General features: G+C 70.3%; 20 protein-coding genes and 1 riboswitch. Of the genes, 9 read left to right on the plus strand and 11 right to left on the minus strand.

Annotated features, from left to right (window positions below; translation table 11 throughout):
• The first annotated feature begins 114 nt into the window (after positions 1-114).
• Both IG74_RS0116755 and IG74_RS0116760 read left to right on the plus strand, forming a co-directional pair.
• Entirely contained in the window at positions 115-1,326 is a 1,212-nt protein-coding gene (locus IG74_RS0116755; RefSeq protein WP_030676939.1) for an MFS transporter, read from the plus strand.
• Between the two features lie 86 nt (positions 1,327-1,412).
• Entirely contained in the window at positions 1,413-1,844 is a 432-nt protein-coding gene (locus tag IG74_RS0116760) for a GlcG/HbpS family heme-binding protein (protein ID WP_030676941.1), read from the plus strand.
• Positions 1,845-1,960: 116 nt separating this feature from the next.
• Here IG74_RS0116760 and IG74_RS0116765 read toward each other — a convergent pair whose 3' ends face one another.
• A complete protein-coding gene (locus IG74_RS0116765) occupies positions 1,961-2,839 on the minus strand; it encodes a GNAT family N-acetyltransferase (protein ID WP_030676944.1) in 879 nt (292 codons plus the stop codon).
• Positions 2,840-2,843: 4 nt separating this feature from the next.
• Positions 2,844-3,425 (minus strand): hypothetical protein, encoded by a 582-nt coding sequence (locus IG74_RS0116770; RefSeq protein WP_030676947.1) that lies wholly within the window; start codon positions 3,423-3,425, stop codon positions 2,844-2,846.
• A 76-nt stretch (positions 3,426-3,501) separates the two neighbouring features.
• Between IG74_RS0116770 and IG74_RS0116775 the strand changes: the two genes are divergently transcribed.
• Both IG74_RS0116775 and IG74_RS0116780 read left to right on the plus strand, forming a co-directional pair.
• Positions 3,502-4,173 carry an HAD family hydrolase gene (locus IG74_RS0116775; RefSeq protein ID WP_037825570.1) on the plus strand — a complete coding sequence of 224 codons (672 nt, stop codon included), beginning with the start codon at positions 3,502-3,504 and terminating at the stop codon, positions 4,171-4,173.
• Between the two features lie 788 nt (positions 4,174-4,961).
• Entirely contained in the window at positions 4,962-6,392 is a 1,431-nt protein-coding gene (locus IG74_RS0116780; protein ID WP_420709902.1) for a globin domain-containing protein, read from the plus strand.
• 32 nt (positions 6,393-6,424) lie between these two features.
• Here the strand turns inward: IG74_RS0116780 and IG74_RS0116785 are convergent, their stop codons facing one another.
• The 5 genes from IG74_RS0116785 to IG74_RS0116805 form a co-directional block, all read right to left on the minus strand.
• Positions 6,425-6,907, minus strand: a complete 483-nt coding sequence (locus tag IG74_RS0116785) for an NUDIX domain-containing protein (protein WP_030676955.1) — start codon at positions 6,905-6,907, stop codon at positions 6,425-6,427.
• Positions 6,908-6,966: 59 nt separating this feature from the next.
• Positions 6,967-7,872, minus strand: coding sequence for a LysR family transcriptional regulator (locus tag IG74_RS0116790; RefSeq protein ID WP_030676958.1), 906 nt, complete (start codon positions 7,870-7,872; stop codon positions 6,967-6,969).
• Between the two features lie 250 nt (positions 7,873-8,122).
• Positions 8,123-9,253: a cystathionine gamma-lyase gene (locus IG74_RS0116795; RefSeq protein WP_030676961.1), complete on the minus strand. Its 1,131-nt coding sequence runs from the start codon at positions 9,251-9,253 to the stop codon at positions 8,123-8,125.
• Between the two features lie 155 nt (positions 9,254-9,408).
• Positions 9,409-9,942 carry a low molecular weight protein-tyrosine-phosphatase gene (locus IG74_RS0116800; RefSeq protein WP_030676964.1) on the minus strand — a complete coding sequence of 178 codons (534 nt, stop codon included), beginning with the start codon at positions 9,940-9,942 and terminating at the stop codon, positions 9,409-9,411.
• An 8-nt stretch (positions 9,943-9,950) separates the two neighbouring features.
• Positions 9,951-10,331, minus strand: a complete 381-nt coding sequence (locus IG74_RS0116805) for a phage holin family protein (RefSeq protein ID WP_030676969.1) — start codon at positions 10,329-10,331, stop codon at positions 9,951-9,953.
• Between the two features lie 71 nt (positions 10,332-10,402).
• On the opposite strand from IG74_RS0116805, the gene IG74_RS0116810 reads away from it, so the two are divergent.
• The 4 genes from IG74_RS0116810 to IG74_RS0116825 all read left to right on the plus strand — a co-directional run bounded on the left by IG74_RS0116810 (position 10,403) and on the right by IG74_RS0116825 (position 13,297).
• On the plus strand, positions 10,403-10,720 hold the full coding sequence (locus IG74_RS0116810) for a cupin domain-containing protein (RefSeq protein WP_030676973.1): 318 nt from the start codon (positions 10,403-10,405) through the stop codon (positions 10,718-10,720).
• Positions 10,721-10,964: 244 nt separating this feature from the next.
• Positions 10,965-11,192, plus strand: coding sequence for a DUF5326 family protein (locus IG74_RS0116815; RefSeq protein ID WP_030676978.1), 228 nt, complete (start codon positions 10,965-10,967; stop codon positions 11,190-11,192).
• 840 nt (positions 11,193-12,032) lie between these two features.
• The gene (locus tag IG74_RS0116820; RefSeq protein WP_037825590.1) at positions 12,033-12,758 is read left to right on the plus strand and encodes an IclR family transcriptional regulator domain-containing protein; all 726 of its coding nucleotides are present in this window, start codon (positions 12,033-12,035) and stop codon (positions 12,756-12,758) included.
• A gap of 101 nt (positions 12,759-12,859) precedes the next feature.
• Entirely contained in the window at positions 12,860-13,297 is a 438-nt protein-coding gene (locus IG74_RS0116825) for an SsgA family sporulation/cell division regulator (RefSeq protein WP_030676985.1), read from the plus strand.
• 134 nt (positions 13,298-13,431) lie between these two features.
• On the opposite strand, the gene IG74_RS0116830 is transcribed toward IG74_RS0116825, so the two are convergent.
• Positions 13,432-14,982 (minus strand): YibE/F family protein, encoded by a 1,551-nt coding sequence (locus IG74_RS0116830; protein ID WP_078868817.1) that lies wholly within the window; start codon positions 14,980-14,982, stop codon positions 13,432-13,434.
• 71 nt (positions 14,983-15,053) lie between these two features.
• A riboswitch (TPP riboswitch) is annotated at positions 15,054-15,199 on the plus strand.
• Here IG74_RS0116830 and thiC point away from each other — a divergent pair.
• On the plus strand, positions 15,192-17,003 hold the full coding sequence (gene thiC / locus IG74_RS0116835; protein WP_030676988.1) for a phosphomethylpyrimidine synthase ThiC: 1,812 nt from the start codon (positions 15,192-15,194) through the stop codon (positions 17,001-17,003). Its footprint overlaps the riboswitch before it by 8 nt.
• A 169-nt stretch (positions 17,004-17,172) precedes the next feature.
• On the opposite strand, the gene IG74_RS0116840 is transcribed toward thiC, so the two are convergent.
• From IG74_RS0116840 to IG74_RS0116850, 3 genes are all read right to left on the minus strand, one after another.
• Complete coding sequence (locus IG74_RS0116840) at positions 17,173-18,051, minus strand: hypothetical protein (protein ID WP_030676993.1); 879 nt, start codon at positions 18,049-18,051, stop codon at positions 17,173-17,175.
• A gap of 192 nt (positions 18,052-18,243) precedes the next feature.
• Positions 18,244-19,695 carry a metallophosphoesterase gene (locus IG74_RS0116845; protein ID WP_234334351.1) on the minus strand — a complete coding sequence of 484 codons (1,452 nt, stop codon included), beginning with the start codon at positions 19,693-19,695 and terminating at the stop codon, positions 18,244-18,246.
• A gap of 239 nt (positions 19,696-19,934) precedes the next feature.
• Positions 19,935-21,056 (minus strand): LacI family DNA-binding transcriptional regulator, encoded by a 1,122-nt coding sequence (locus IG74_RS0116850; RefSeq protein WP_030677002.1) that lies wholly within the window; start codon positions 21,054-21,056, stop codon positions 19,935-19,937.
• Between the last annotated feature and the right edge of the window lie 434 nt (positions 21,057-21,490).

The following is a 21,490-nucleotide window of genomic DNA, read 5'->3' on the forward strand; positions in this document are numbered from 1 at the left end:
GGCTGCGTCCAGGATAGTCCACTGCTGCAATATCCAGCGCTTGCAATTATCCCGCGCCTGCAACTATTGTGGACGCACGTTAAGCGCTCCCGCAATCGTTTGGAAGGTAGCTCCATGCCTCTCGCGCTTCTGGCCCTGGCCATCGGGGCCTTCGGAATCGGGACCACCGAATTCGTGATCATGGGACTGCTTCCCGAGGTCGCGGGTGACTTCGACGTCTCCATCCCCACCGCAGGCTTCCTCGTGACCGGCTACGCCCTGGGCGTCGTGCTCGGTGCCCCGCTGATGACCGCCCTCGGCACCCGCATCTCACGCAAGAGGATGCTGATGCTGCTGATGGGCCTGTTCATCGCGGGCAATCTGCTCTCGGCCGTCGCACCGTCCTTCGGCGTGATGGTCGCCGGACGGGTCGTCGCCTCCCTCGCCCACGGCGCCTTCTTCGGCATCGGCTCGGTCGTCGCAGCCGAGCTGGTGGCCCCCGAGAAGAAGGCCGGGGCCATCGCCACCATGTTCTCGGGCCTGACCGTGGCCAACGTGGTCGGCGTCCCGCTGGGTACGTTCGTCGGCCAGGCCATCGGCTGGCGGATCACCTTCGTCATCGTCGCCGCCCTGGGTGTGGTCGGCCTCGTCGGTGTCGCCAAGCTCGTGCCGGACCTGCCCAAGCCCGAAGGCGTGAGCCTGCGCCACGAGATCAGCGCGTTCCGCAACGTGCAGGTGCTGCTCGCGATGGCGATGACGGTGCTCGGCTTCGGCGGCGTGTTCGCGGCCATCACCTACATCACGCCGATGATGACGGAGGTCGCCGGCTACTCGGAGTCCTCCGTGACCTGGCTGCTCGTCCTGTTCGGCCTCGGCATGGTCGGTGGCAACCTCATCGGCGGCCGGTTCGCTGACCGCGCGCTGATGCCCATGCTGTACGTCTCGCTCGGTGCTCTGGCCCTGGTCCTGGCCGTCTTCACGCTCACCGCGCACAACAAGATCGCCTCGGCGGTGACCATCGTCCTGATCGGCGCGCTGGGCTTCGCCACCGTGCCGCCGCTGCAGAAGCGGGTCCTCGACCAGGCATCCGGAGCCCCCACGCTCGCCTCCGCGGTCAACATCGGCGCCTTCAACCTGGGCAACGCCCTGGCGGCCTGGCTCGGCGGGATCGTCATCTCCATGGGCCTCGGCTACACCGCTCCGAACTGGGTCGGCGCCGTGCTCGCCGCGTCCGCCCTCGTCCTCGCCATCCTGTCGGCGGCTCTGGAGCGCCGGTCCCCCGCGCCCACCAAGGTCGTCACGGGTGCCACCCCCGTGCCCGAGCGGGCGGCGGTCGCCCACCACTGACCCCCAAGCCTCCCTCATCCCGGCTTCCACTGGCCCGGGGCGAGGGTCCTCACTGAAACACCGTTCCACCAAGGAGAGACTCCCTCGTGAGCACCACCCCCGCCCCCACCGCCGTCGCCCCGCTGACCATCTCCGACGCCGAGGCCCTCGTGAGCGCCGCGCACCGAGCCGCCGACGCCGCCGGAGTCACGGTCAGCGTCACCGTCCTCGACGCCGGTGGCCACCTCCTCGCCTTCCGGCGCGACGACCGGGCGGTGCTGATCTCCGGTGAGACCAGCACCCGCAAGGCGTACACCGCGCTCCAGCTGAACGCTCCGACCGCGGATCTCGTCGACGCGGTCCAGCCCGGCGGCCCCTTCCACACGCTGCCCACGGCCCTCGACCGGCCGCTGCTGTTCATCGCGGGCGGCGTACCCGTCCACCGTGACGGCCGCCTCATCGGCGCCATCGGTGTCGGCGGTGGCGCCCCGGAGCAGGACCACGGATTCGCGACGACGGCCGTGGAGTCCCTCGCCTAGCCCTCCGCCCCACCCCTCACAGGCCCTCTTAGGGCCCATGGGAAAGCCCGCCCTCACCGCCGGAAGAGTCACGGCAGTGGGGGCGGGCTGTTGCGTGGAGGTGGCTCTGCGCGTGCTCAGCCCGCCGCCACCGTCAGCGGGGCGAACCGACGCGTCCAGTCACCGGCCAGCTCCGGAATCCCGTACGTCATCACGGAGTTGAAGGCGACGGACTCCAGACCGTGTGCCTTCACCCACGCGAGCAGTTCCTCGTGGCGGACGTCGATGTCCGTGCGCAGCGGGCGGTCGGTACGGGCGGCGAGCGAAGCGATGAGTGCCTTGGCCGTGTCCGTGTCCCGGGCGATCAGCGGGCCGACGACGTGGGTTTCCATGTTCGGCCAGGCCCCCGCATAGCCGACGATCTCGCCGTTGGCCTCCGCGACCCGCAGCTGATCGGTGAAGGCCGGGAGGCGGGTGATGATGTGGGTGCGGTCGAGCCCGAAGACCTCGGTGTCGAGCCGGATCAGGGTGGACAGGTCCTCCGCGGTCGCCGCGCGGGTGGTGATGCCCGGTGCCCCTTCCTCCGGGCCTTCGGTGACGAGGCGGCCGCGGACCATCTCGGCTCGGCCGACCGTCTTGAAGCCGAGCTGTTCATAGAGAGGGCGGCCGTTGGGCGTCGCGTGCAGGGTCAGCGGGGTGGTGCCCGCGGCCGCGACGACGTGGCGCATCAGATGGCGGCCGATGCCCTTGCGGGCGTGCCGCTCGGCGACCAGCACCATGCCGATCGCTGAGAGTCCGGGGTTCTCGTACGGTCCGTACTGCGTCACGACGCACGCGGCGACGAGGCCGGGGCGGTCCGGGTCGTCGATGCCGTAGCCCGTTCCCGCCGAGAGGAGCAGCCCCCATTTGTGTTCCTCGCGAGGCCAGCCGCGGTCCTCGGACAGATCGGCGCAGGCGGTGAGGTCGCGGGGTGTGAGCCTGCGGATGGGCAGTGCGGAGAGGGAAGGTGTCGACACGCGGTCAGGCTGTCTGACGCATGACCTCGGCGTCCACCTCTTTGTGGGGAGAAGCACTCTGCTTTTCCCCAAGTTGCCTCTGGCCACGCTGATGAGCGGTACGCAGACGACGGCCGCGCCGGGTCAGGCCCCAGGGCTTGAGCACGGAGATGACCGTCATGAAGAGGTAGGCGCTGAGGGAGACGATCGGCCCCATGACGAGGTCGGTCGAACTGGCCAGTGGGTCGCCCGCGGACACGGTCGCGGCCGCTTCGTTGATCCCTGGCCGCAGCGCGAACGTCGACGCGGCCGTCGTCGCCAGCGTCAGCCAGAACTTCGTGTACACCCAGCGATGACGGGCGAGGCCCCAGGACGTGCCGAGCGAGAGCAGCAGACCGCTCAGCAGGGTGAGCAGCGCCAGGGGGAGTACGAGCCAGTCGGTGAAGACCTTCATCGCGCGGACGGAGGCCTCAATGGGCGGGTGGGAATCGGTGGTGATCGCAGCCGTGGCGAGCGCGAGCAGCCCGAGGGTGAGCCCGAGCCAGCCGGCCGAGGCGGCGACATGGACAACGAGGGTGGCCCGACGTGCGGGACGACGTAGTTTCACGTGAAACACCGTGCCGGGAACGGCGGACTTCGGCGTCTGACAGCGGGAGTAACCGCGGATACTAGTCTCGGCGTACATGGCACGCCTACACCTCTTTGACCTGGACGGAACGCTGCTGTACGGCACTGCGGCGCCTGTGGAGATATCCCGTCAACTGGGCCTTGAGCAAGAAATAGGCGCACTTGAACGGGATTTCGTATCGGGGCGTATCGATTCGACCCAGTACGGAGTGCGGGTCCACGCGCTGTGGGCGGATCTCACCGATGCCCAGGTGGGGATGGCCTTCGACGGGGCGCCCTGGCTGTCCGGCATCCAGGACACCTGGGCCGAGATCCGGGCGAACGGCGACTACTGCGCCGTGGTCTCGCTCTCGCCCTCGTTCTTCGTCGAGCGGCTTCTCGGCTGGGGCGCCCATGCCGCGTACGGATCCCGGTTCCCCTCGGTGCCGTTCGTCGAGCCCATGGATCCCACGGGCATCCTCAACGCGGCGGCCAAGGTGAAGATCGCGAACCGGCTCTGTGAAGAGTTCGGCGTGGACCAGGCCGACTGCGTTGCCTATGGAGACTCGCTGTCCGACCTGGACCTGTTCGCCGCAGTGCCGGTTTCGGTCGCCGTCAACGCGGATTCGCGGCTGGTCGGCCTGGCCACGCACTCCTATGTCGGGCGGGATTTGCGACAGGCGTACGAATTGGTGCGCACGTCGGTAATGGAGGCAATCGGAGAGTGCGGATCCCGGAATTCCGAATGAAGGAAGGGCACTTGTGTGTTCGACGGCTGCCGGTATGGTCGAGTCCGGTTCAAGCCGCGTGGGTTCCGTTGCGCACCGGGTGCGCGGGAGACGCACCCCTGGAGGTGCGCACGGATCAGCAAAGTTTAACGGGGTAAAGAGATCGAGGACCCGTTCTTCCGGCTAAGAGCCCCGTACGACGAGCGCGGATGCGATGCTGCCGGGGAGGTGACTGCGGCCAATGTCACATTCTTTCCCTACTTGTCCGTAAGGCGTAGGGCGTCAGGGTTCAATGTGATCAACATGGGCTGCCGAGGCAGGGCGGGGAAGCAGGCACCTTCCGGGGGAAGCAGGCACCTTCCAGCGGGGAAGTGCGCGGACCGACTGAGAGATGTTCGAGGCGAGGCACAGCTATGGACGCTCCGACCACCACGTCGGCGGGCAACGGCACTTCCGGGCAGGGCAGCGGCTGGTTCACGCCACGGAAGCCGCCGGAGCGGCCGGAGGGGGCGGCTGCCTCCGAGGGAGGCGCGGACGGCCCGGAGCGTGCCGAAGCGGGCCAGGACGGCCTTGAGGGCGGTCGCCAGGCGCCCGAGGGGCGGCGGGTAACGACCATAAGGCCCCTCGGTAGACCGGTCGCCGGGGCTGCCGAAGCCGAGGCGGGGCGAATACCGCCTGCCGGGTCCGCCGTACCGGAGCCGACTCCGACTCCGGCGCCGCTGCCGCTTCTGGAAGCCGCCCACGAACTCTTGCCTGGCGCGTCCCTCCGTACGGTTGCCGAGACTCCTTGGCAGACGACGGCTGCGGGCGTGCCAACGGGCCCTGAGAGCACCGGGGTTGCTGCCATCGACGGCGGCACGGCGGAGCTCCCTGTTTCCGAGGGCGCGGCCAGGGCTCCGATCCCCGAGGCGACGGTGGAGCCTCCGGCCCCCGAAGACACGGCCGGCTCTGCGAGGCCCGAGACCATGGCCGGGCCTCCCATGCCCCCAGACGGGGATGGGGACGCGGCCCGGAAGGCGGAGGCGGACGAGGAAACAGAGGCGCTCACGCCTCCGGCCGCAGCGGACGCGGCCCCGGACATCAGTGCTCCGGCCCGGCCCGATTCTCCGAAGGCCTCCCCCGAGCCCGCCCCGTCGCCCGACGCCGTCCTCGTGCGGCGCACCATGGCGGAGATCGCCCCCATCGCCGACAAGGTCACCTCGTACTTCTACGCACTGCTCTTCACCCGCCACCCCGACCTGCGCGCTCTGTTCCCCGCGGCGATGGACACCCAGCGCGACCGCCTGCTGACGGCCCTGTTGACCGCCGCGGAGCACATCGACCAGGCCGACGTCCTCGTCGACTATCTGCGCAACCTCGGCCGCGGGCACCGCAAGTACGGCACGCAGGCCGAGCACTACCCGGCCGTCGGGGAGTGCCTGATCGGGTCGCTGAGCCGGTACGCGAGCGCGGTCTGGGACGACGACACCGAGGCCGCGTGGGTCCGTACGTACACGACGATCTCCCAGGTGATGATCGACGCGGCGGCCGAGGACGAACTGCGCGCGCCGGCGTGGTGGTACGCCGAGGTGGTCTCGCACGACCTGCGGACGTCCGACATCGCCGTCATCACCGTCCGCCCCGACCAGCCCTACCCCTTCGTCGCCGGGCAGTACACGAGCCTGGAGACACCGTGGTGGCCGCGCATCTGGCGGCACTACTCCTTCGCGTCGGCTCCCCGCTCCGACGGGCTGCTCTCCTTCCACGTCAAGGCGGTCCCGGCGGGCTGGGTCTCCAATGCCCTGGTGCACCACGCGCGCCCCGGTGACGTGCTCCGGCTCGGGCCGCCGTCCGGCTCCATGACCGTCGACCACAGCACGGACAGCGGACTGCTCTGTCTCGGCGGCGGAACCGGCATCGCGCCCATCAAGGCGCTCGTGGAGGACGTAGCCGAGCACGGCAGGAGGCGTCCCGTCGAGGTCTTCTACGGCGCCCGCACCAACCACGACCTGTACGACATCGACACCATGCTGCGGCTCCAGCGGACCCACCCGTGGCTGGCCGTCCGCCCCGTCGTCGACACGCGCGCGCAACTGCCGGACGCCGTGCGCGAGTACGGGCCGTGGAACGAGTACGACGCGTATCTGTCAGGCCCGCCCGGAATGATCCGCAGCGGCGTCGACGCGCTGCGGGAAGTGGGCATACCGGCCGGCCGCATCCGGCACGACTCGGTGGAGGAACTGGTCTCCGCGGGCGGCTGACCGCAGCGGAACGAAAGCCCGCGTCGAGTGCTTCAGCCCAGGTCAGGCGCGTGCATCGCGCGTACGCCCTCGATGTTGCCGTCCAGATAGTGCCGTAGCGACAGCGGCACGAGATGGACCGAGGCGATCCCGACACGGGTGAACGGCACCCGGACGATCTCGTACTCGCCGCTCGGCTCTTCGACCTCGGGGCCGTGCCGCTGGCCCGGGTCCATGGATTCCAGATGGCAGACGAAGAAGTGCTGCACCTTTACGCCGGTGGCGCCGCCGTCCTCACCGATGTGCTCGACCGTGTCCACGAAGCACGGCACCACGTCCGTGATCTTGGCGCCGAGTTCCTCGTGCACCTCGCGGTGGAGCGCGTCCACCACCGTCGCGTCCTCAGCCTCCACCCCGCCGCCGGGGGTGACCCAGTACGGATCCACGCCGGGCTTGGTCCGCTTGATGAGGATCAGATGGTCCCCGTCGAGGAGGACGGCACGTGCGGTGCGCTTGACCACTGGTCGGACGGTCATGGGAGAAATGTGGCCCGGACTGTTCCACGTGAAACATCGCGAACCAGTCGGGGCTCGCCCTATGTCCAGTCGACCGCAGCACGCAGCAGCCACTCGTGCGCCCGCGCGATGTGCGGCATGGCGAGTGTGCCGGTGCGTACGACGAGGAAGTACGTGCGCAGCGGCGGCACCGCGGGGTCGAGCAGTGCCACGATCTCGCACCGCTCCAGGGCGGGCGCGCACAGATAGCGGGGCAGGACGGCGAGCCCGGCGCCCTGGATGACACATGCGAGGACGGCTCGCAGATCCGGCACGATGACGGCGCCCGAGGCGGCCGGGCGGGAGTCGAAGACGGCGGCCCAGTAGCGGGCGATGAGCGGCAGGGACTCGTGGACCTCGACGACCGGCAGGTTCTCCACCGTCAGAGCGCCTTTGCGGCGCAGCTTGCCGGGGCCGATCCGGGCGGCCCAGCGCGGTGCCGCGACCAGGACGTGCTCCTCGTCGCAGAGCGGTGTCGCGGTGAGCAGAGCGCCCCGGGGGCGGGCGGTGGTGATGGCCAGGTCGTGGTGCCCGGCGGCGAGGCCCTCCAGGACCTCCTCGGCGTTGCCGAACGACGCCCGCAGGGCGAAGCTCTGCCCGTCGGCCCCGGTCAGCGCGGTAAGGGTCGGAAGGGCCCGCTCCGCCGTGAACTCGGGCGGCCCTGCGAGGTGCAGGGTGCGAATGGACGAGTCCTCGTCGAGCCCGGCCTCGGCGATCTCCACCAGCGCGTCGAGGTGCGGGGCGGCCTTGTGGGCGAGTTCGTCGCCGATGGTCGTCGGTGTGACGCCACGGGCCTGGCGCAGGAAGAGCGGGCGGCCCAGCTGGCGCTCCAGCGTGCGGATCTGGGAGGTCACCGCGGGCTGGGAGAGACCGAGGAGGGCGGCGGCACGCGTGAAGGAGCCGGCCCGGTGCACCGTGACAAATGTGCGCAGCAGGGCCAGATCCATGTTGTCACCCTCTTCTCCCTGTCGGCCCCCGGCGCAGCACAACTATAAATTTGTCGATAGGTTGCTGTCGCTACTGTGATTGGACACTGACACAGAGTCAACTAGCCTTGTTCGCGCGGTTCTTCGCGCGCAGAACCGAGGGCGGTCCGAGCCACGAGGGGGGAGGCTCGGACCGTCCGTTGTACGTAGCCCCATACCTCCGCCACAGCGGCCGAGTGCGGGAAGTGCCCTGGTCGGACGATGGAGGGCGTCAGTCCGCCGTCTCGTCGAGCGCACGCAGCACATCGGCCACCAGGTCCTCGGCGTCCTCAGCCCCGGCCGAGAAGCGGATGAAGCCTTCCGGAACGGCGTCCCCGCCCCAGCGGCCGCGCCGCTCAGCCGTGGAACGCACGCCTCCGAAGCTCGTCGCGTCGTCCACGAGCCGCAGCGCGTCGAGGAAGCGGTCCGCACGCGCGCGTGAGGGCAGTTCGAACGAGACCACACACCCGAAGCGCCGCATCTGCCGCTCCGCGATCTTGTACGAGGGGTCGTCGGGCAGGCCCGGGTAGCGCAGACCGGTCACGTCGGCGTGGCCGCGCAGCGCCTCGGCGACAGCCAGGGCGTTCGCGTTCTGCCGGTCGACCCGCAGTTGGAGCGTGGCGAGCGAGCGGTGCGCCAGCCAGGCCTCCATGGGCCCCGGAATGGCGCCGACGATCTTGCGCCAGCGCCGCACAGCGGCCGCGCGCTTGGCATCCCGGCAGGTCACGTACCCGAGCAGGAGGTCGCCATGGCCGGTGAGCTGCTTGGTGCCGCTGGCCACGGAAAAGTCGGCGCCGAGGTCGAGCGGGCGCTGGCCGAGCGGGGTGGCGAGGGTGTTGTCGACGGCCACCAGGGCGCCACGCGCGTGTGCCGCGTCGGCGAGACGGCGCACGTCACAGACGTCGAGGCCGGGGTTCGACGGGGTCTCCAGCCACAGCAGCCGGGCGCCGTCGAGCACGTCGAGCTGCGCGTCGTCGGCCGTGGGCGCGGTGCGGACCTCGATGCCGTACGCGGTGAGCTGCTCACGGACCAGCGGCAGGGCCTGGTAGCCGTCGTCCGGCAGCACCACGGCGTCACCGGTGCGGAGCTGGGAGAAGAGCACCGCGGAGATCGCGGCCATCCCGGAGGCGAAGACCAGCGTCTCCACCTCGCCGTGCGCGGCGCCCGGGGCTTCGAGCTCCCCGATGGCACGCTCCAGGAGCGTCCAGGTCGGGTTCTCGTCGCGACCGTAGGTGTACGGGCCCGTGGGGTCGCCGGGCAGATGGAAGTGCGCGGCGAAGACGGGGCCCGGCAGCGTCGGCTCGTACTTCACGGGCTCGGGAAGCCCGGCTCGCACGGCGCGCGTGCCGTCGCCGGGGCCCACAGCGGGTGCGGGGCCTGTGCTGTCGCTGGGGGCCGCAGCGCATGCAGGTCGCGTGCTGTCGCTGGACGCCGCAGTGGGTGCAGGCTCCGTGTTGTCGCTGAGGGCCGCAGTGGGTGCGGGGCCCGCGCCCGCCGCCCGTATCCGCTCCGATTCCGTCATGTCGGCCGTCCTTCCACCGTGTCCCGTACGACGTCGAGCAGGCCCTCGCACGCCGCTTCGACCATCTTCAGGCACTCCTCGAAGCCCATGAAGTCCCCGTAGTACGGATCGGGGACGTCGAGGTCGCCGGAGGCTTCGGCCGTGGGGTCGTACGAGCGCAGCAGGCGCACCTTGTCCGCGTCCTGGGGTGTCCGTGCCAGTCGGCGCAGGGCGCGCTGGTGGCCGTGGTCGAGCGCGACCACAAGATCGAGCCGCGCGAACCAGTCCGCCTGGAACTGACGGGCCACGTGCGCGGTGTCGAAGCCCGCCGAGGCGAGCACGGCGACGGTGCGCGGATCGGCCTCGTCCCCTTCGTGCCAGCCGTCGGTGCCCGCGCTGTCCACCCGGACGAGGCCGTCGAGGCCCGCGTCGCGCACCAGGGCACGGAACACCGACTCGGCCATGGGCGAGCGGCAGATGTTGCCGGTGCACACGAAGCAGACGCTGAACGGGGCGGTGGCGGGGCGGGGCGACGGGGCGGAGGAGGCCATGGGTCGGGTCAGTCCTTGTGGTCGGGCAGGGCGACGTTCAGCGCCCAGGAGACGATCGAAATGATCAGGCCACCGAACACCGCGGTCCAGAAGCCCTCGACGTGGAAGCTGAGGTCCACCTTGTCGGCGAGCCACGACGTCAGGAGCAGCATCAAGGCGTTGACCACCAGTGTGATCAGGCCGAGCGTGAGGATGAACAGCGGGAAGGTGAGCACCTGTACGACGGGCTTGACCAGGAAGTTCACCAGGCCGAAGAGCAGTGCGACGACGAGCAGCGTGAGTGCCTTCCCGCCCGTGCTGTCGCCGGTGAGCGTGATCTTGTCGAGCAGCCAGACCGCGACGGCGAGGGCCACCGCGTTGGCGAGCGTCTTGACTACGAAATTCTTCATGTGTCTGATCGTGGCAGACGTAGGTAGGCAGTGATCGGTCCACGACCTGGGGCAAGGGGCGCACAAGAGCGATGAAGGCATTCCGACTGGACGAGCTGGAAGCGGAACGAGCCGCGAACGACGGCGCGTATCTGCAGTTTCTGCGGGAGCGGAACATGTCGGTCGGGCTCTACGCGCTGGACGCCGGGGAGACCGACCCGCAGGAGCCTCACCGTCAGGATGAGGTGTACATGATTGTCAGTGGCCGTGCGTCGATCACCGTGGGGATGGAGACGACGTCGGTCGCGCGCGGCAGCGTGGTGTACGTCCCGGCCGGGGTGCCGCACAAGTTCCACCACATCACCGAGGACCTGCGGGTGCTTGTCGTGTTCTCGCCGCCGGAGCGGTGATCCGCCTGGGCGCCGGACTGGCCCGGCCTGGCCGGCGGCCCGTGCTCCGTGTCCTGTGGCCTGGGCAAGGGCTGGATCAGGGTCCGGGTCCCAGGGTTCCCTAGGGGACGAGTCAGGGGCGGACAAGGGATCTCGCGGCCCCGAACGGGTTCTTTCCGTCCTAGCATCGAATGCGAGACAGAAGGAATCCGCGCAGTGGCGGAGAGCCGAACGCAGTGATGGAGAAACGGGAAAGGGCGAGGCAATGCGAGAGATCTTCGCGGGTATGCCGTGGTGGGTGAAGTGGGTCGCGGTGCCGATCGTCGCTCTGGTCGTGTTCGGCGGGATGATAGCGAGCGTCATCGGCTTCGTGTTCACTCTGCTCTTCAAGGTGCTGCTCTTCGTGGCCCTGGTCGGCGGACTGATCTACATAGTGCGGAAGTTCATATCCCGCTCGCCTTCGTCCCGGGGCTCGTCGCACGCCGACTGGTGAGATGGCCGCACGCTGACTGGTGGGCTTGGCACGAGCGGCCTGGTGAGCCGGCGCGAGCCACCTTGTGAGCCTGGCACACGCGCTGATGGGGGACCTGGCGGCGGGCTGAGGGGGATCCCGCAGTACGCCAAGGGGGCTTGCAGCAGGCCGACGCGGGGACTTGGCGTACCGGCGGACGAACTCGTCGCACCGATCGGCGACCTCACGCACATCGTTCAGCGAAGCCGTCGCAGATCAATCAGCGAAGGCGTCACCCACTGATCGGCGAAGCCACCGCGCACCCACCGGTGAAGTCGCCGTACATCGATCAGCGAAGCCGTCACCCACGGGCCAGCGAAGGCACCGCACACCGATCAGCCAAGTCACACACCCGATCGGCGAAGCCACCGCGTATTGATCAACAAAGTCTTCGCGCATCGACCAGCGAAGTCCTCGCATATCGACCGGCGAAGTCCTCGCACACCGTTTGGTGAAGGCATCGCACACCGATCGGTGAAACAGCGTGGCGATTCCCTCCCGAGGGGGAAGTTTCCCCACCCGGGACCCCGGAGCGGTGGCCAAGGGTTAGAGTCCGAAAACCGACGCGGGGCCGTCCCCGCAGGCGGGACCACTGCCCCCTCCCGTGTATCCCCGGCACGGGTGGACCCCCATGTGCACCGGGAGTGACCCATGGCCACGGTTGACGCCTCACCCCCACACACGTCCCACCACGCCCCCGCTCCCGCCCGTGCCCCCGCCCGCGAAGCCGACTCGGGTGGGGACGCCCCAACTGCCGCTTCGGCGGAGTCGGCTTCGGCGGACACCGGCTCAACCGGCGTCGGCCCGACGCTGATCGGCTCCGTGCAGCGGGCCATGCGACTGTTGGAGGCCGCCGCGTCCCACCAGGACGGGGCGCCCGCGAAGCAGTTGGCCCGTGAGGCGGGGCTCGCGCTCCCGACGGCGTACCACTTGCTGAGGACGCTGACCCACGAAGGCTATCTGCGCCGGGAGCACGGGGTGTTCGTGCTCGGTGAGGCGGCGGAGCGGCTGGGGGCCAGCGCGGCGCAGCAGAACCGGCGTTCCATGATCGGCGACGTCCTGGCGCACTGGCGCGATGCCATCGGTGTGCCGGTGTACTTCGCCATCTACCGCGACGGGGAGATCGAAGTGGTCTCCATCGCCGACACCTCGGGCAATCCGGCCGTCGAGGAGTGGGCGGACTTCCGCGAGACCGGTCACGCCCACGCGATCGGGCAGTGCCTCCTGGCCCAGCTCGACGGCGAGGCGCGGCGCGATCACCTCGACCGCTACCCGGTGCGGTCGCTCACGCCGAACACGGTGCGTGACGAACGGACGTTGCTGCGCAGGCTGGACGCGCTGGGGCGGATGACACCGGTGGTGGAGCACCAGGAGTACGCGCTGGGGACGGTCTGCGCCGCGATCCCGATCACGGTGGGGACCACGGCGGCCACGATGGCCATCTCCGTGCCGTCGGCTCAGGCGGACCGGCTGCTGCCCGCGGCGCGCGTCTTGCAGGGCGAGCTCGGAAAGCTACTAAGGACACTCGCCTTCTCTATCAGCATCTGAAAACTCACTCCTTGTGATCTGATGTGCACGTTGAGCAAGATGACACGAGTGTCAGGGAGTTGGTTCCTGGCCACGGAAGGCTAATGACGGGGTAGGCGGCGATGCGAGAGTCGGTCCAGGCAGAGGTCATGATGAGCTTCCTTGTGTCGGAGGAACTCTCGTTCCGGATCCCGGTGGAACTGCGGTACGAGACGTGCGATCCCTATGCCGTGCGGCTGACCTTCCACTTGCCCGGCGACGCCCCGGTGACCTGGGCCTTCGGCCGTGAGCTCCTGGTGGACGGGGTGGGCAGGGCCTGCGGCGACGGAGATGTGCACATCGCGCCCACCGGTCCCGACGATCTCGACGAGGCGGTCATCAGGCTTCAAGTGGGGGGTGACCAGGCCTTGTTCAGGGTGGGGATTCCGCCGCTGCTGGCCTTCCTCGACCGGACGGACAAGCTGGTGCCGCTGGGCCAGGAGCGGACGCTGGCCGACTTCGACACGCATCTGGACGAGGCGCTGCACCGCATCCTCGCGGAGGAGCAGAGCGCGGGCTGAGTGCCACCCGGAGCCCGGAGCCCGGAGCCCGGAGCCCGGGGCGCGTAGCGCGATGGCGGATTGGTGCTTTTCACGGTGAGTGACTGGGTGAGTGACCGGGAGGGAGGGCGAGGGCTCGGTCGGTGAGGGGGAGTTCAGGGTTTTCGGCGGCGGCCCGTGCCGCCACGGCCGAGGCGGGGCCGGGCCGGAGAGGCGCCCGTGCGGGGCGGGGCGACACTGGCGGGCCCTGTGGGGCCTGTGGGCTCCGGTCCGGCGGGTCCGACCGCTCCGCCAGGCCCGGCGGGACCACCAGGGCCCACCGCTCCGCCCGGCCCGACCGCCCCGCCGGGCCCCGTCGGACCGCCAGGCGGCCCTCCCGGGTGCGAGGAGCCCGCCGCGACACCCGGAGCCGCCGCCGGGCCCGACCGGTCGGCGGAGACGACGAGGGCGGCGAGCGCGGTGGTGACGGGGACGGAGGCGACGAGGCCGATCGAGCCGATCAGGGTGCGGACGATCTCCTCGGCGACCAGCTCGCTGTTGGCCACGGTGCCCACGCTGCTCTGGGCGATCGAGAAGAGCAGCAGAAGGGGGAGAGCGGCGCCCGCGTAGGCGAGGACCAGGGTGTTCACGACCGAGGCGATGTGGTCGCGGCCGATGCGGATGCCCGCGCGGTACAGCCCGCGCCAGCCCATCGTCGGGTTGGCCTGGTGCAGTTCCCAGACCGCGGAGGTCTGGGTGACGGTGACGTCGTCGAGCACGCCGAGGGAGCCGATGATGACGCCCGCGAGCAGCAGGCCGCTCATGTCGATGGACGGGTAAAGGCCGTGGATGAGGCCGGTGTTGTCGTCCGTGTTGCCCGTCAGGGAGGCCCAGCCGATGTAGAGCGAGCCGAGCAGGCCGATGAGGAGGAGGGAGATCAGGGTGCCGAGCACCGCGACCGACGTACGCGCTGTCAGGCCGTGGCACATATAGAGCGCGATCAGCATGATGGCGCTCGCCCCGATGATCGCCACGACCAGGGGGTTCGAGCCTTGCAGGATCGCCGGCAGGATGAAGAAGGTCAGGATCAGGAAGCTCACCGCGAGGGCGACCAGGGCCATGACGCCGCGCAGCCGTCCCACCACGACGACGGCCAGGGCGAAGATGCCGGCGAGCAGGGCCATCGGGACTTTGCGGTTCACGTCGGCGATCGAATACTGCAGGCCCTTGGGCGCCTTGGGCTCGTAGGCGACCACCACGCCCTGGCCCTGCTTCAGCTGCCGGGGGGAGTCCGGCTGGACGATCTCCGTGAAGGTGTAGCCCTTGTCCGGGCCGCTGGTCACCTTGATCGTGGCCTTCTTGCAGGTGCCCTTGGCGCGGGACTGCGCGGACTGGCCCTCGGGGGTGGAGGTGTCGCCGTTGGGCGGGGTCTGCGAGGCGTTCACGTCCGCGCAGGGGAGCGTGTCCACCTTCGCCACGGTGGCCGACTGGGTCTGCCGGTCGAAGCCGACGCCGGTGCGTTCGTGGTCGGGGGTGCCGCCGGGCCAGAGCACCACGAGGCCGACGAGGACGGCGGTGGCGAAGGGGATCAGGACGGCGGCGATGACCTTGCGCAGATGCCGGGAGACGGGCGCGGCCGGGCCGTGGCTGTGCGTGTGGCCGTGCCCGTGCCCGTGTCCAGGAGGGTCCGGCGGGGGCGGCGGTGTGGGGGGCTCTGTGGTGGTCACGGCCCGATCATCGCAAGAACGGCGGGGGCCCTCTGTTCACCGCGCCCGATATGACGCTAGCGTGGAGGCACCTTTGCACACGCGGGAGCTCGGAGCACCGGGCTGAGAGGGCGCTGACCTCCGTACGAACGGGAATCGGACCGTACGGAAGCCGCTGCGTCGACCGCCGAACCTGTTACCGGGTAATGCCGGCGTAGGGAGACGGTCTCATGACCACATCGGACACACGCACGCCTGCCTCCATGCAGCCCGAAAGCGGACAAGACGCTTCAAACGGGCAGAGCGCTTCGGAGGTCGGGAAGTCCACCGGCTGGCACAAGGCGTACATCGAGGGCTCGCGCCCCGATCTGCGCGTGCCGGTCCGCCAGGTGCACCTCACCAACGGCAAGGCCGTGACGCTGTACGACACCTCGGGTCCGTACACGGACCCGGAGATCGACACCGACGTGCGCAGGGGGCTCACCCCCCTGCGGGAGAACTGGATCATCGGCCGCGGCGACACCGAGGAGTACGCGGGCCGCCCGGTCCGCCCCGAGGACGACGGCATCAAGCACACCTCGCCGCGCGGCGGCCTGCGCAACCTCGACGCGGTCTTCCCCGGCCGCCCGCGCCAGCCGCGCCGCGCCCGCGCCGGGCAGGCGGTGACGCAGCTCGCGTACGCGCGCCGCGGGGAGATCACGCCGGAGATGGAGTACGTGGCCATCCGGGAGAACATGGCGCCCGAGGTCGTCCGCGACGAGATCGCGGCGGGCCGCGCGGTGCTCCCGGCCAATGTGAACCACCCGGAGATCGAGCCGATGATCATCGGCAAGCGGTTCCTGGTGAAGGTCAACGCCAACATCGGCAACTCCGCGGTCACCTCCTCCATCGAGGAGGAGGTGGACAAGATGACGTGGGCGACCCAGTGGGGCGCCGACACGGTCATGGACCTGTCCACCGGTCGCAACATCCACACGACCCGCGAGTGGGTCCTGCGCAACTCCCCCGTCCCCATCGGCACCGTGCCGCTCTACCAGGCCCTGGAGAAGGTCGACGGCAAGGCCGAGGAGCTGACCTGGGAGATCTACAAGGACACGGTCATCGAGCAGGCCGAGCAGGGCGTCGACTACATGACGGTGCACGCGGGCGTCCGCCTGCCGTACGTCCCGCTCACCGCGAACCGCAAGACGGGCATCGTCTCGCGCGGCGGTTCGATCATGGCGGCCTGGTGCCTCGCGCACCACAAGGAGAGCTTCCTGTACGAGCACTTCGAGGAGCTCTGCGAGATCCTCGCGGCGTACGACGTCACGTACTCGCTCGGCGACGGCCTCAGGCCCGGCTCCATCGCGGACGCCAACGACCGCGCGCAGTTCGCCGAGCTGGAGACCCTCGGCGAGCTGAACAAGATCGCCAAGGCGCACCACGTACAGACCATGATCGAGGGCCCGGGCCATGTCCCGATGCACAAGATCAAGGAGAACATCGACCTCCAGCAGGAGATCTGCGAGGAGGCGCCGTTCTACACGCTCGGCCCGCTGACCACGGACATCGCGCCCGCGTACGACCACATCACGTCCGGCATCGGCGCCGCGATGATCGGCTGGTGGGGCACGGCGATGCTCTGCTACGTCACGCCGAAGGAGCACCTCGGCCTGCCCAACCGCGACGACGTGAAGACCGGCGTCATCACGTACAAGATCGCGGCGCACGCGGCGGACCTGGCCAAGGGGCACCCGGGCGCGCAGGAGTGGGACGACGCGCTGTCTGACGCGCGCTTCGAGTTCCGCTGGGAGGACCAGTTCAACCTGGCCCTCGACCCGGTGACGGCCCGCGAGTTCCACGACGAGACGCTGCCCGCGGAGCCCGCGAAGACGGCGCACTTCTGCTCGATGTGCGGGCCGAAGTTCTGCTCGATGAAGATCTCCCAGGACATCCGCAGGGAGCACGGGGGCACGCAGGCCGAGATCGAGCAGGGGATGGCGGAGAAGTCCGCGGAGTTCGCGGCGGCGGGGAACCGGGTCTATCTGCCCATCGCCGACTGACCGGAGGCCGGGCGGGCGCGTACGGGCAGGGCGGAGCGGTCTCTTGGCGCGCCGGGGCGGGGGCCTGGCGCGCCCTGCGCGGGGACCGGTGCGTCCCGGAGTGGCCCCGTCGCCCAAGGGCGACCGGGCCGCTCCCGTCGCCTGTCGGCGACCGGATGACGTCCGTCGGTTACTCGGGCTTGTGCTCGGGGCCGCCGTAGTCCGGACTGGAGAAGTCCGGGCTGGAGTAGCTCGGCCGGGTGCCCGTGGTCGAGCCGCTCTCGGGGCTGCTGAAGCCCGGCCTGTGATAGCCGAGTTGCGGCATGCGCCCGGTCGGTCCGGCCGAGGACGCCCTGGGTGCGGGCGGCCCGCCCGGATCCGCGAGTGCCTCCCGCAGGAACGGCAGGATGCCGCGCTCCAGGAGGGCCCGGCTCCAGGCTTCCCTGGCCCGTTCCACCTCCGCGTTCCGCTCGTCGTGCGAGCCTGCCTGGAGGGAGGTGGAGCCGTTGCGCAGGGCGGTCAGGAGCAGGCCGACCGCGGCGACCAGGATGGCGCCCGCAGTGAGCGCGCCGAACAGCCACCCGGCGGTGAGCAGGGTGTCCGCGAAGGCGGGCTCGGGGTTGAGCATCTTCAGGATGTAGCCGACGAGGAGGAAGATCGCGGCGGCCGCTCCGGCGAGCACCGGCGCGAGTACCGCGATCACGGCGACCGCTCCGGCACCGGCGGTCTCGGTGACCTCGCCCATCGTGGCGAGGCTGACGCCGCCGGAACTGGATTCGGCCGGGGTGGAGCTGGAACCGTTCCCTTCACGGATCGATGGAGAGGTGGAGCGTCCGGAGTCGCGCAGATCCTCACGGACCTTCACATATTGGCGGTATTCGGTCGCTGCCGCGGCCGTGATCAGTGCGGTGGCGTTGAGAGCCATGGTGCGCAGCTGCTCGGGGTTGAGTCGCTGGCCCACCGCGGCCAGCTCCGGGCGGTTCGGTGCGGTGCGCAGCGCCTCATCGAGGATCCGCGCGTACTCGGGGCGGTCCTCATTGAGCAGGTGTGGAGCGCTGTTCATGTGCATCCCCCGATGCTCCGTAGGGCTTGGGGCTCGCAGGATCACGAGCCGTCGGGCAGAAACGGAGGGGAGCCTGCTACGGATAGAGCGATGGTAGAGCCGTGACGGCACGCGGTGACAGGGGGTTTCCAGAATTGGCCCGCTGGCCAGCGAGATCCTGTATCCGCGTGCTTACTCGTGCCCTTGCCCGGTGAACGCTCAGTTAGCCAGAGGCAACTGGCACACCAGTAGCTTTCCGGCCATGGTCACTCCGCCGTCCATCGCGATGGCCAGGCCGTCGGCGTAGACGTGCGGGCCTTCGATGACCGGGCGGCCGTCGTCGTCCCCGTCGTACTCGGAGCCGACCTCGCCCAGGAGGTACGGGATGGGGCTGTGACCGTGGACGATGCGGCTGCCGCCGTAGACGTCGAGGAGTTCGCGGACGGCGGCGGGGCCGGAGTCGTCGCGGAAGGCGAAGCGCTTGGTGAACTTGCGGAACAGGTCCCAGTACTCGTCCGCGTCGTTGCGCGTGAGCGCCTCGCGGATGGTGTCGTTGACCTCTTCGATCGAGTCGCCGTAGTCGAGGTACGCGGTGGTGTCGGAGTGCACGAGCAGGTGTCCGTCCGCCTCCTCGATGGCGTCGAGGCGGGCCATCCACTGGAGGTGGTGGTCCTCCAGGCGCTCCATGTCGGTCTTCTGCCCGCCGTTCAGGAGCCAGGCGGCCTGGAACGTGGCGGTGCCCGCGCCCGAGTTGACCGGGGTGTCGCCGAAGCGCTTGGCGCCGATGAGCAGCAGCTCGTGGTTGCCCATGAGCGCCTTGCAGTAGCCGCCCGCGGCGGCGGCCTCGGCGGACAGGCGCATCACGAGGTCGATGACGCCGATGCCGTCGGGCCCGCGGTCGGTGAAGTCGCCGAGGAACCACAGCCGGGTGTTGCCCGCGCACCAGGTGAGGTCGGCGTCGATGAGCCCCTCGGCCTGGAGCGCCGCGACCAGTTCGTTCAGATAGCCGTGCACGTCGCCGACGACGTACAGCGGACCGAGCTCGTCCCCGCTGGGCGCGGGCGGCGGCTCGGGCATCTCGCGCACCTCGACCTGCACGGTGTCCCCGCGGTTGATGACGGGCAGGTCGCGCTCGGTGGGGGTGTACCCGGCCGGCAGGTCACCCGCCGCACCGGGGTGGGCCGGGGCCGTCATGGCCTCCGGCGCGGGGGTCCGCGCGGCCATGGAGTGCGCCTGACGCTCGGCGGTGTGCCCGGCGACGGGGTGTCCCTGGGGCTCGGGGGCGGGCGCGGCCATCGGGTGCGCCTGGGCCTCGGGGGCATGCGCGTGACGCTCGGGGCCGGGCTGGGCGGGAACCCGCAGCGGGATGCCGACCGGCGCCCCGGAGGGAGCCAGGGGGGCGTGCTGGGCGTGCGGGGCGTGTCCGGTGGGGAACTGCCCCTGGGGGGCGGGGCCGGTGCCCTGCGCGACGGCGGGCGCCTGGGCGGCCTGCTGCTGCTCGGAGGTGGCCTGTTCCTGCTCGGCGGTGGCCTGCTCGGCGGCGGCCCGGCCGCCGTGCTCGGCAGCCTGGTTGCCGGTCTCGCGGACGCCTTCGTACACGTACGCGGGTACGCGGAAGTCGCGCAGCGTCGCCGTCCGCACCTCGGGTCCCTGACCGGCCCCCTGAGTCATCGACCCCTCCACCACCATTGCGCCGCATCTGCACCGGGATCGGACTGCCTGGTCGCAGCGGCCCGCGGTGTCGTCCGCCCATCATAGGAATGCGGCTGTCGCTGTGTGGTGCACCAGGGGTGGTGAATCGATGGGGAGAGCCAGTTCACCACGGTTTTCTCCCGAATTGGCCCGAGGTTTCCCCGCAGGCCACGGGCCTGAGGCGAGGGCCCCGGGCCCGTGGTCGGGAGCGTTGGGGGTCAGCCGTGGCCGGGGGCGCGGGGCGGGCTGACGGTTGTGCGCGGGGGGCGTCGCTCGGACGAGGTGCGCACGATCAGCTCGGTCGGTATCACCTGCTCGACCGGACGGCCGGTGTCCAGGCCCTCGATGGCGTCGATGAGCAGCTGGACCACGGCGGTGCCGATGCGGCGGGGCTTCAGCGAGAGCGTGGTGATGGGCGGCTCCGTGGTGGCGTACACGGTCGACTCGCTGCAGCACACGAGCAGCAGGTCGTCCGGTACGCGCAGGCCGTAGCGGCGGGCCGCGGCGAGCAGGTCGGTGCCGTTCGGGTCGAACAGGCCGTAGACGGCGTCGGGCCGGTCGGGCCGGGCGAGCAGCCGGTCGGCGGCGACGGCGCCCGCGCACGGGTCGTGCGCGGGGTAGGACTCGTAGACCGGATCCTGGCCGACGCGCTCGCACCAGCGCAGATAGGCGGTGGTGGACAGATGGGTGTAGGTGTCCGTGGTGGTGCCGGTGAGGAGGCCGATGCGACGGGCGCCGGCCGCGGCGAGGTGCTCGAGGATCTCCAGGACCGCGGCCTCGTGGTCGTTGTCCACCCAGGCCGTGACCGGCAGGGAGCCGGCCGGGCGGCCGTCGGAGACCACCGGAAGGCCCTGCCGGACCAGCTCGCTGACCACGGGGTCGTGGTCGGAGGGGTCGACGACGACGGTGCCGTCGAGCGCCACGTTCGACCAGACGTCGACGGGGCTGCGGCGCGAGGTCGCGGGCAGGATGACCAGGGCGTAGCCCCTGGCCAGCGCGGCGGACGTGGCGGCTCTCGCCATTTCCGCGAAGTACGCGAACTCCGTGAAGGTGAAAGGTTCATCCCCGTACGTCGTGACCGTCAGGCCGATGAGGCCCGACTTGCCGGTACGGAGTGTTCGGGCGGCCGCCGACGGCCGATAGCCGAGGCGGTCGGCGACCTCGCGGACATGGCGTCGAGTGGCATCGGGCAGTCGCCCTTTGCCGTTGAGCGCGTCGGAGACAGTCGTGATGGAGACACCGGCTGCTGCGGCGACGTCTCTGATGCCGGCTCGGCTCTGCCGGTTGCCCCGGCGGGCGGTCTCCGCTCGGCTCACCTGGTGCTTCCCTGCTGCTGTCATGGCGAGCCGATAGTAGGGCTCATGGGGGTGGGTAGTGCGGGCGCATATTCACCCGTTGACAGGCACGATTCTGCATGGTGATTTTCCCTCAATGGCCTTGGATTGCAAGGCAGTTGGGCGTGTCGCTCACCATCGCCCCCTTGTCGTCGCGTGGGGGCCTGCCAAATGAGCGAGGTCTCGAAGAGGTCTCAACTCACCTTCACGGGTGATGCGCGCCACGGAGTGAGCCACCGGCGCGCGCTTCCGCTGGGGGCGCTCCCTGGATTCGTGCGCGCTGGGTGTGAGCCGGGCCGCGCCCCGGACGTCCGCGGGGACTCCCGGGGGCGCCCACGGGGACAGCCGTGGGATGCCCATGGGATGCCCCTGGGACGGCCGCCCGGGACGGCGTACTCGCTGATTGGGGCCGTCAGGGCATTCGCAGCGGCCGCGAATCC

The organism is Streptomyces sp. NRRL B-1347 (assembly GCF_000720325.1).
Classification (GTDB): domain Bacteria; phylum Actinomycetota; class Actinomycetes; order Streptomycetales; family Streptomycetaceae; genus Streptomyces.

Bases quoted from the DNA above. Each gene is read 5' to 3' on its own strand.
- IG74_RS0116790 (WP_030676958.1), bottom strand. From the start codon at position 7,872: ATGGATCTGGCCCTGCTGCGCACATTTGTCACGGTGCACCGGGCCGGC.
- IG74_RS0116755 (WP_030676939.1), top strand. From the start codon at position 115: ATGCCTCTCGCGCTTCTGGCCCTGGCCATCGGGGCCTTCGGAATCGGG.
- IG74_RS0116785 (WP_030676955.1), bottom strand. From the start codon at position 6,907: ATGACCGTCCGACCAGTGGTCAAGCGCACCGCACGTGCCGTCCTCCTC.
- IG74_RS0116800 (WP_030676964.1), bottom strand. From the start codon at position 9,942: ATGGCCTCCTCCGCCCCGTCGCCCCGCCCCGCCACCGCCCCGTTCAGC.
- IG74_RS0116810 (WP_030676973.1), top strand. From the start codon at position 10,403: ATGAAGGCATTCCGACTGGACGAGCTGGAAGCGGAACGAGCCGCGAAC.
- IG74_RS0116775 (WP_037825570.1), top strand. From the start codon at position 3,502: ATGGCACGCCTACACCTCTTTGACCTGGACGGAACGCTGCTGTACGGC.
- IG74_RS0116825 (WP_030676985.1), top strand. From the start codon at position 12,860: ATGCGAGAGTCGGTCCAGGCAGAGGTCATGATGAGCTTCCTTGTGTCG.
- thiC (WP_030676988.1), top strand. From the start codon at position 15,192: ATGACCACATCGGACACACGCACGCCTGCCTCCATGCAGCCCGAAAGC.
- IG74_RS0116840 (WP_030676993.1), bottom strand. From the start codon at position 18,051: ATGCACATGAACAGCGCTCCACACCTGCTCAATGAGGACCGCCCCGAG.
- IG74_RS0116815 (WP_030676978.1), top strand. From the start codon at position 10,965: ATGCGAGAGATCTTCGCGGGTATGCCGTGGTGGGTGAAGTGGGTCGCG.
- IG74_RS0116850 (WP_030677002.1), bottom strand. From the start codon at position 21,056: ATGACAGCAGCAGGGAAGCACCAGGTGAGCCGAGCGGAGACCGCCCGC.
- IG74_RS0116845 (WP_234334351.1), bottom strand. From the start codon at position 19,695: ATGACTCAGGGGGCCGGTCAGGGACCCGAGGTGCGGACGGCGACGCTG.
- IG74_RS0116805 (WP_030676969.1), bottom strand. From the start codon at position 10,331: ATGAAGAATTTCGTAGTCAAGACGCTCGCCAACGCGGTGGCCCTCGCC.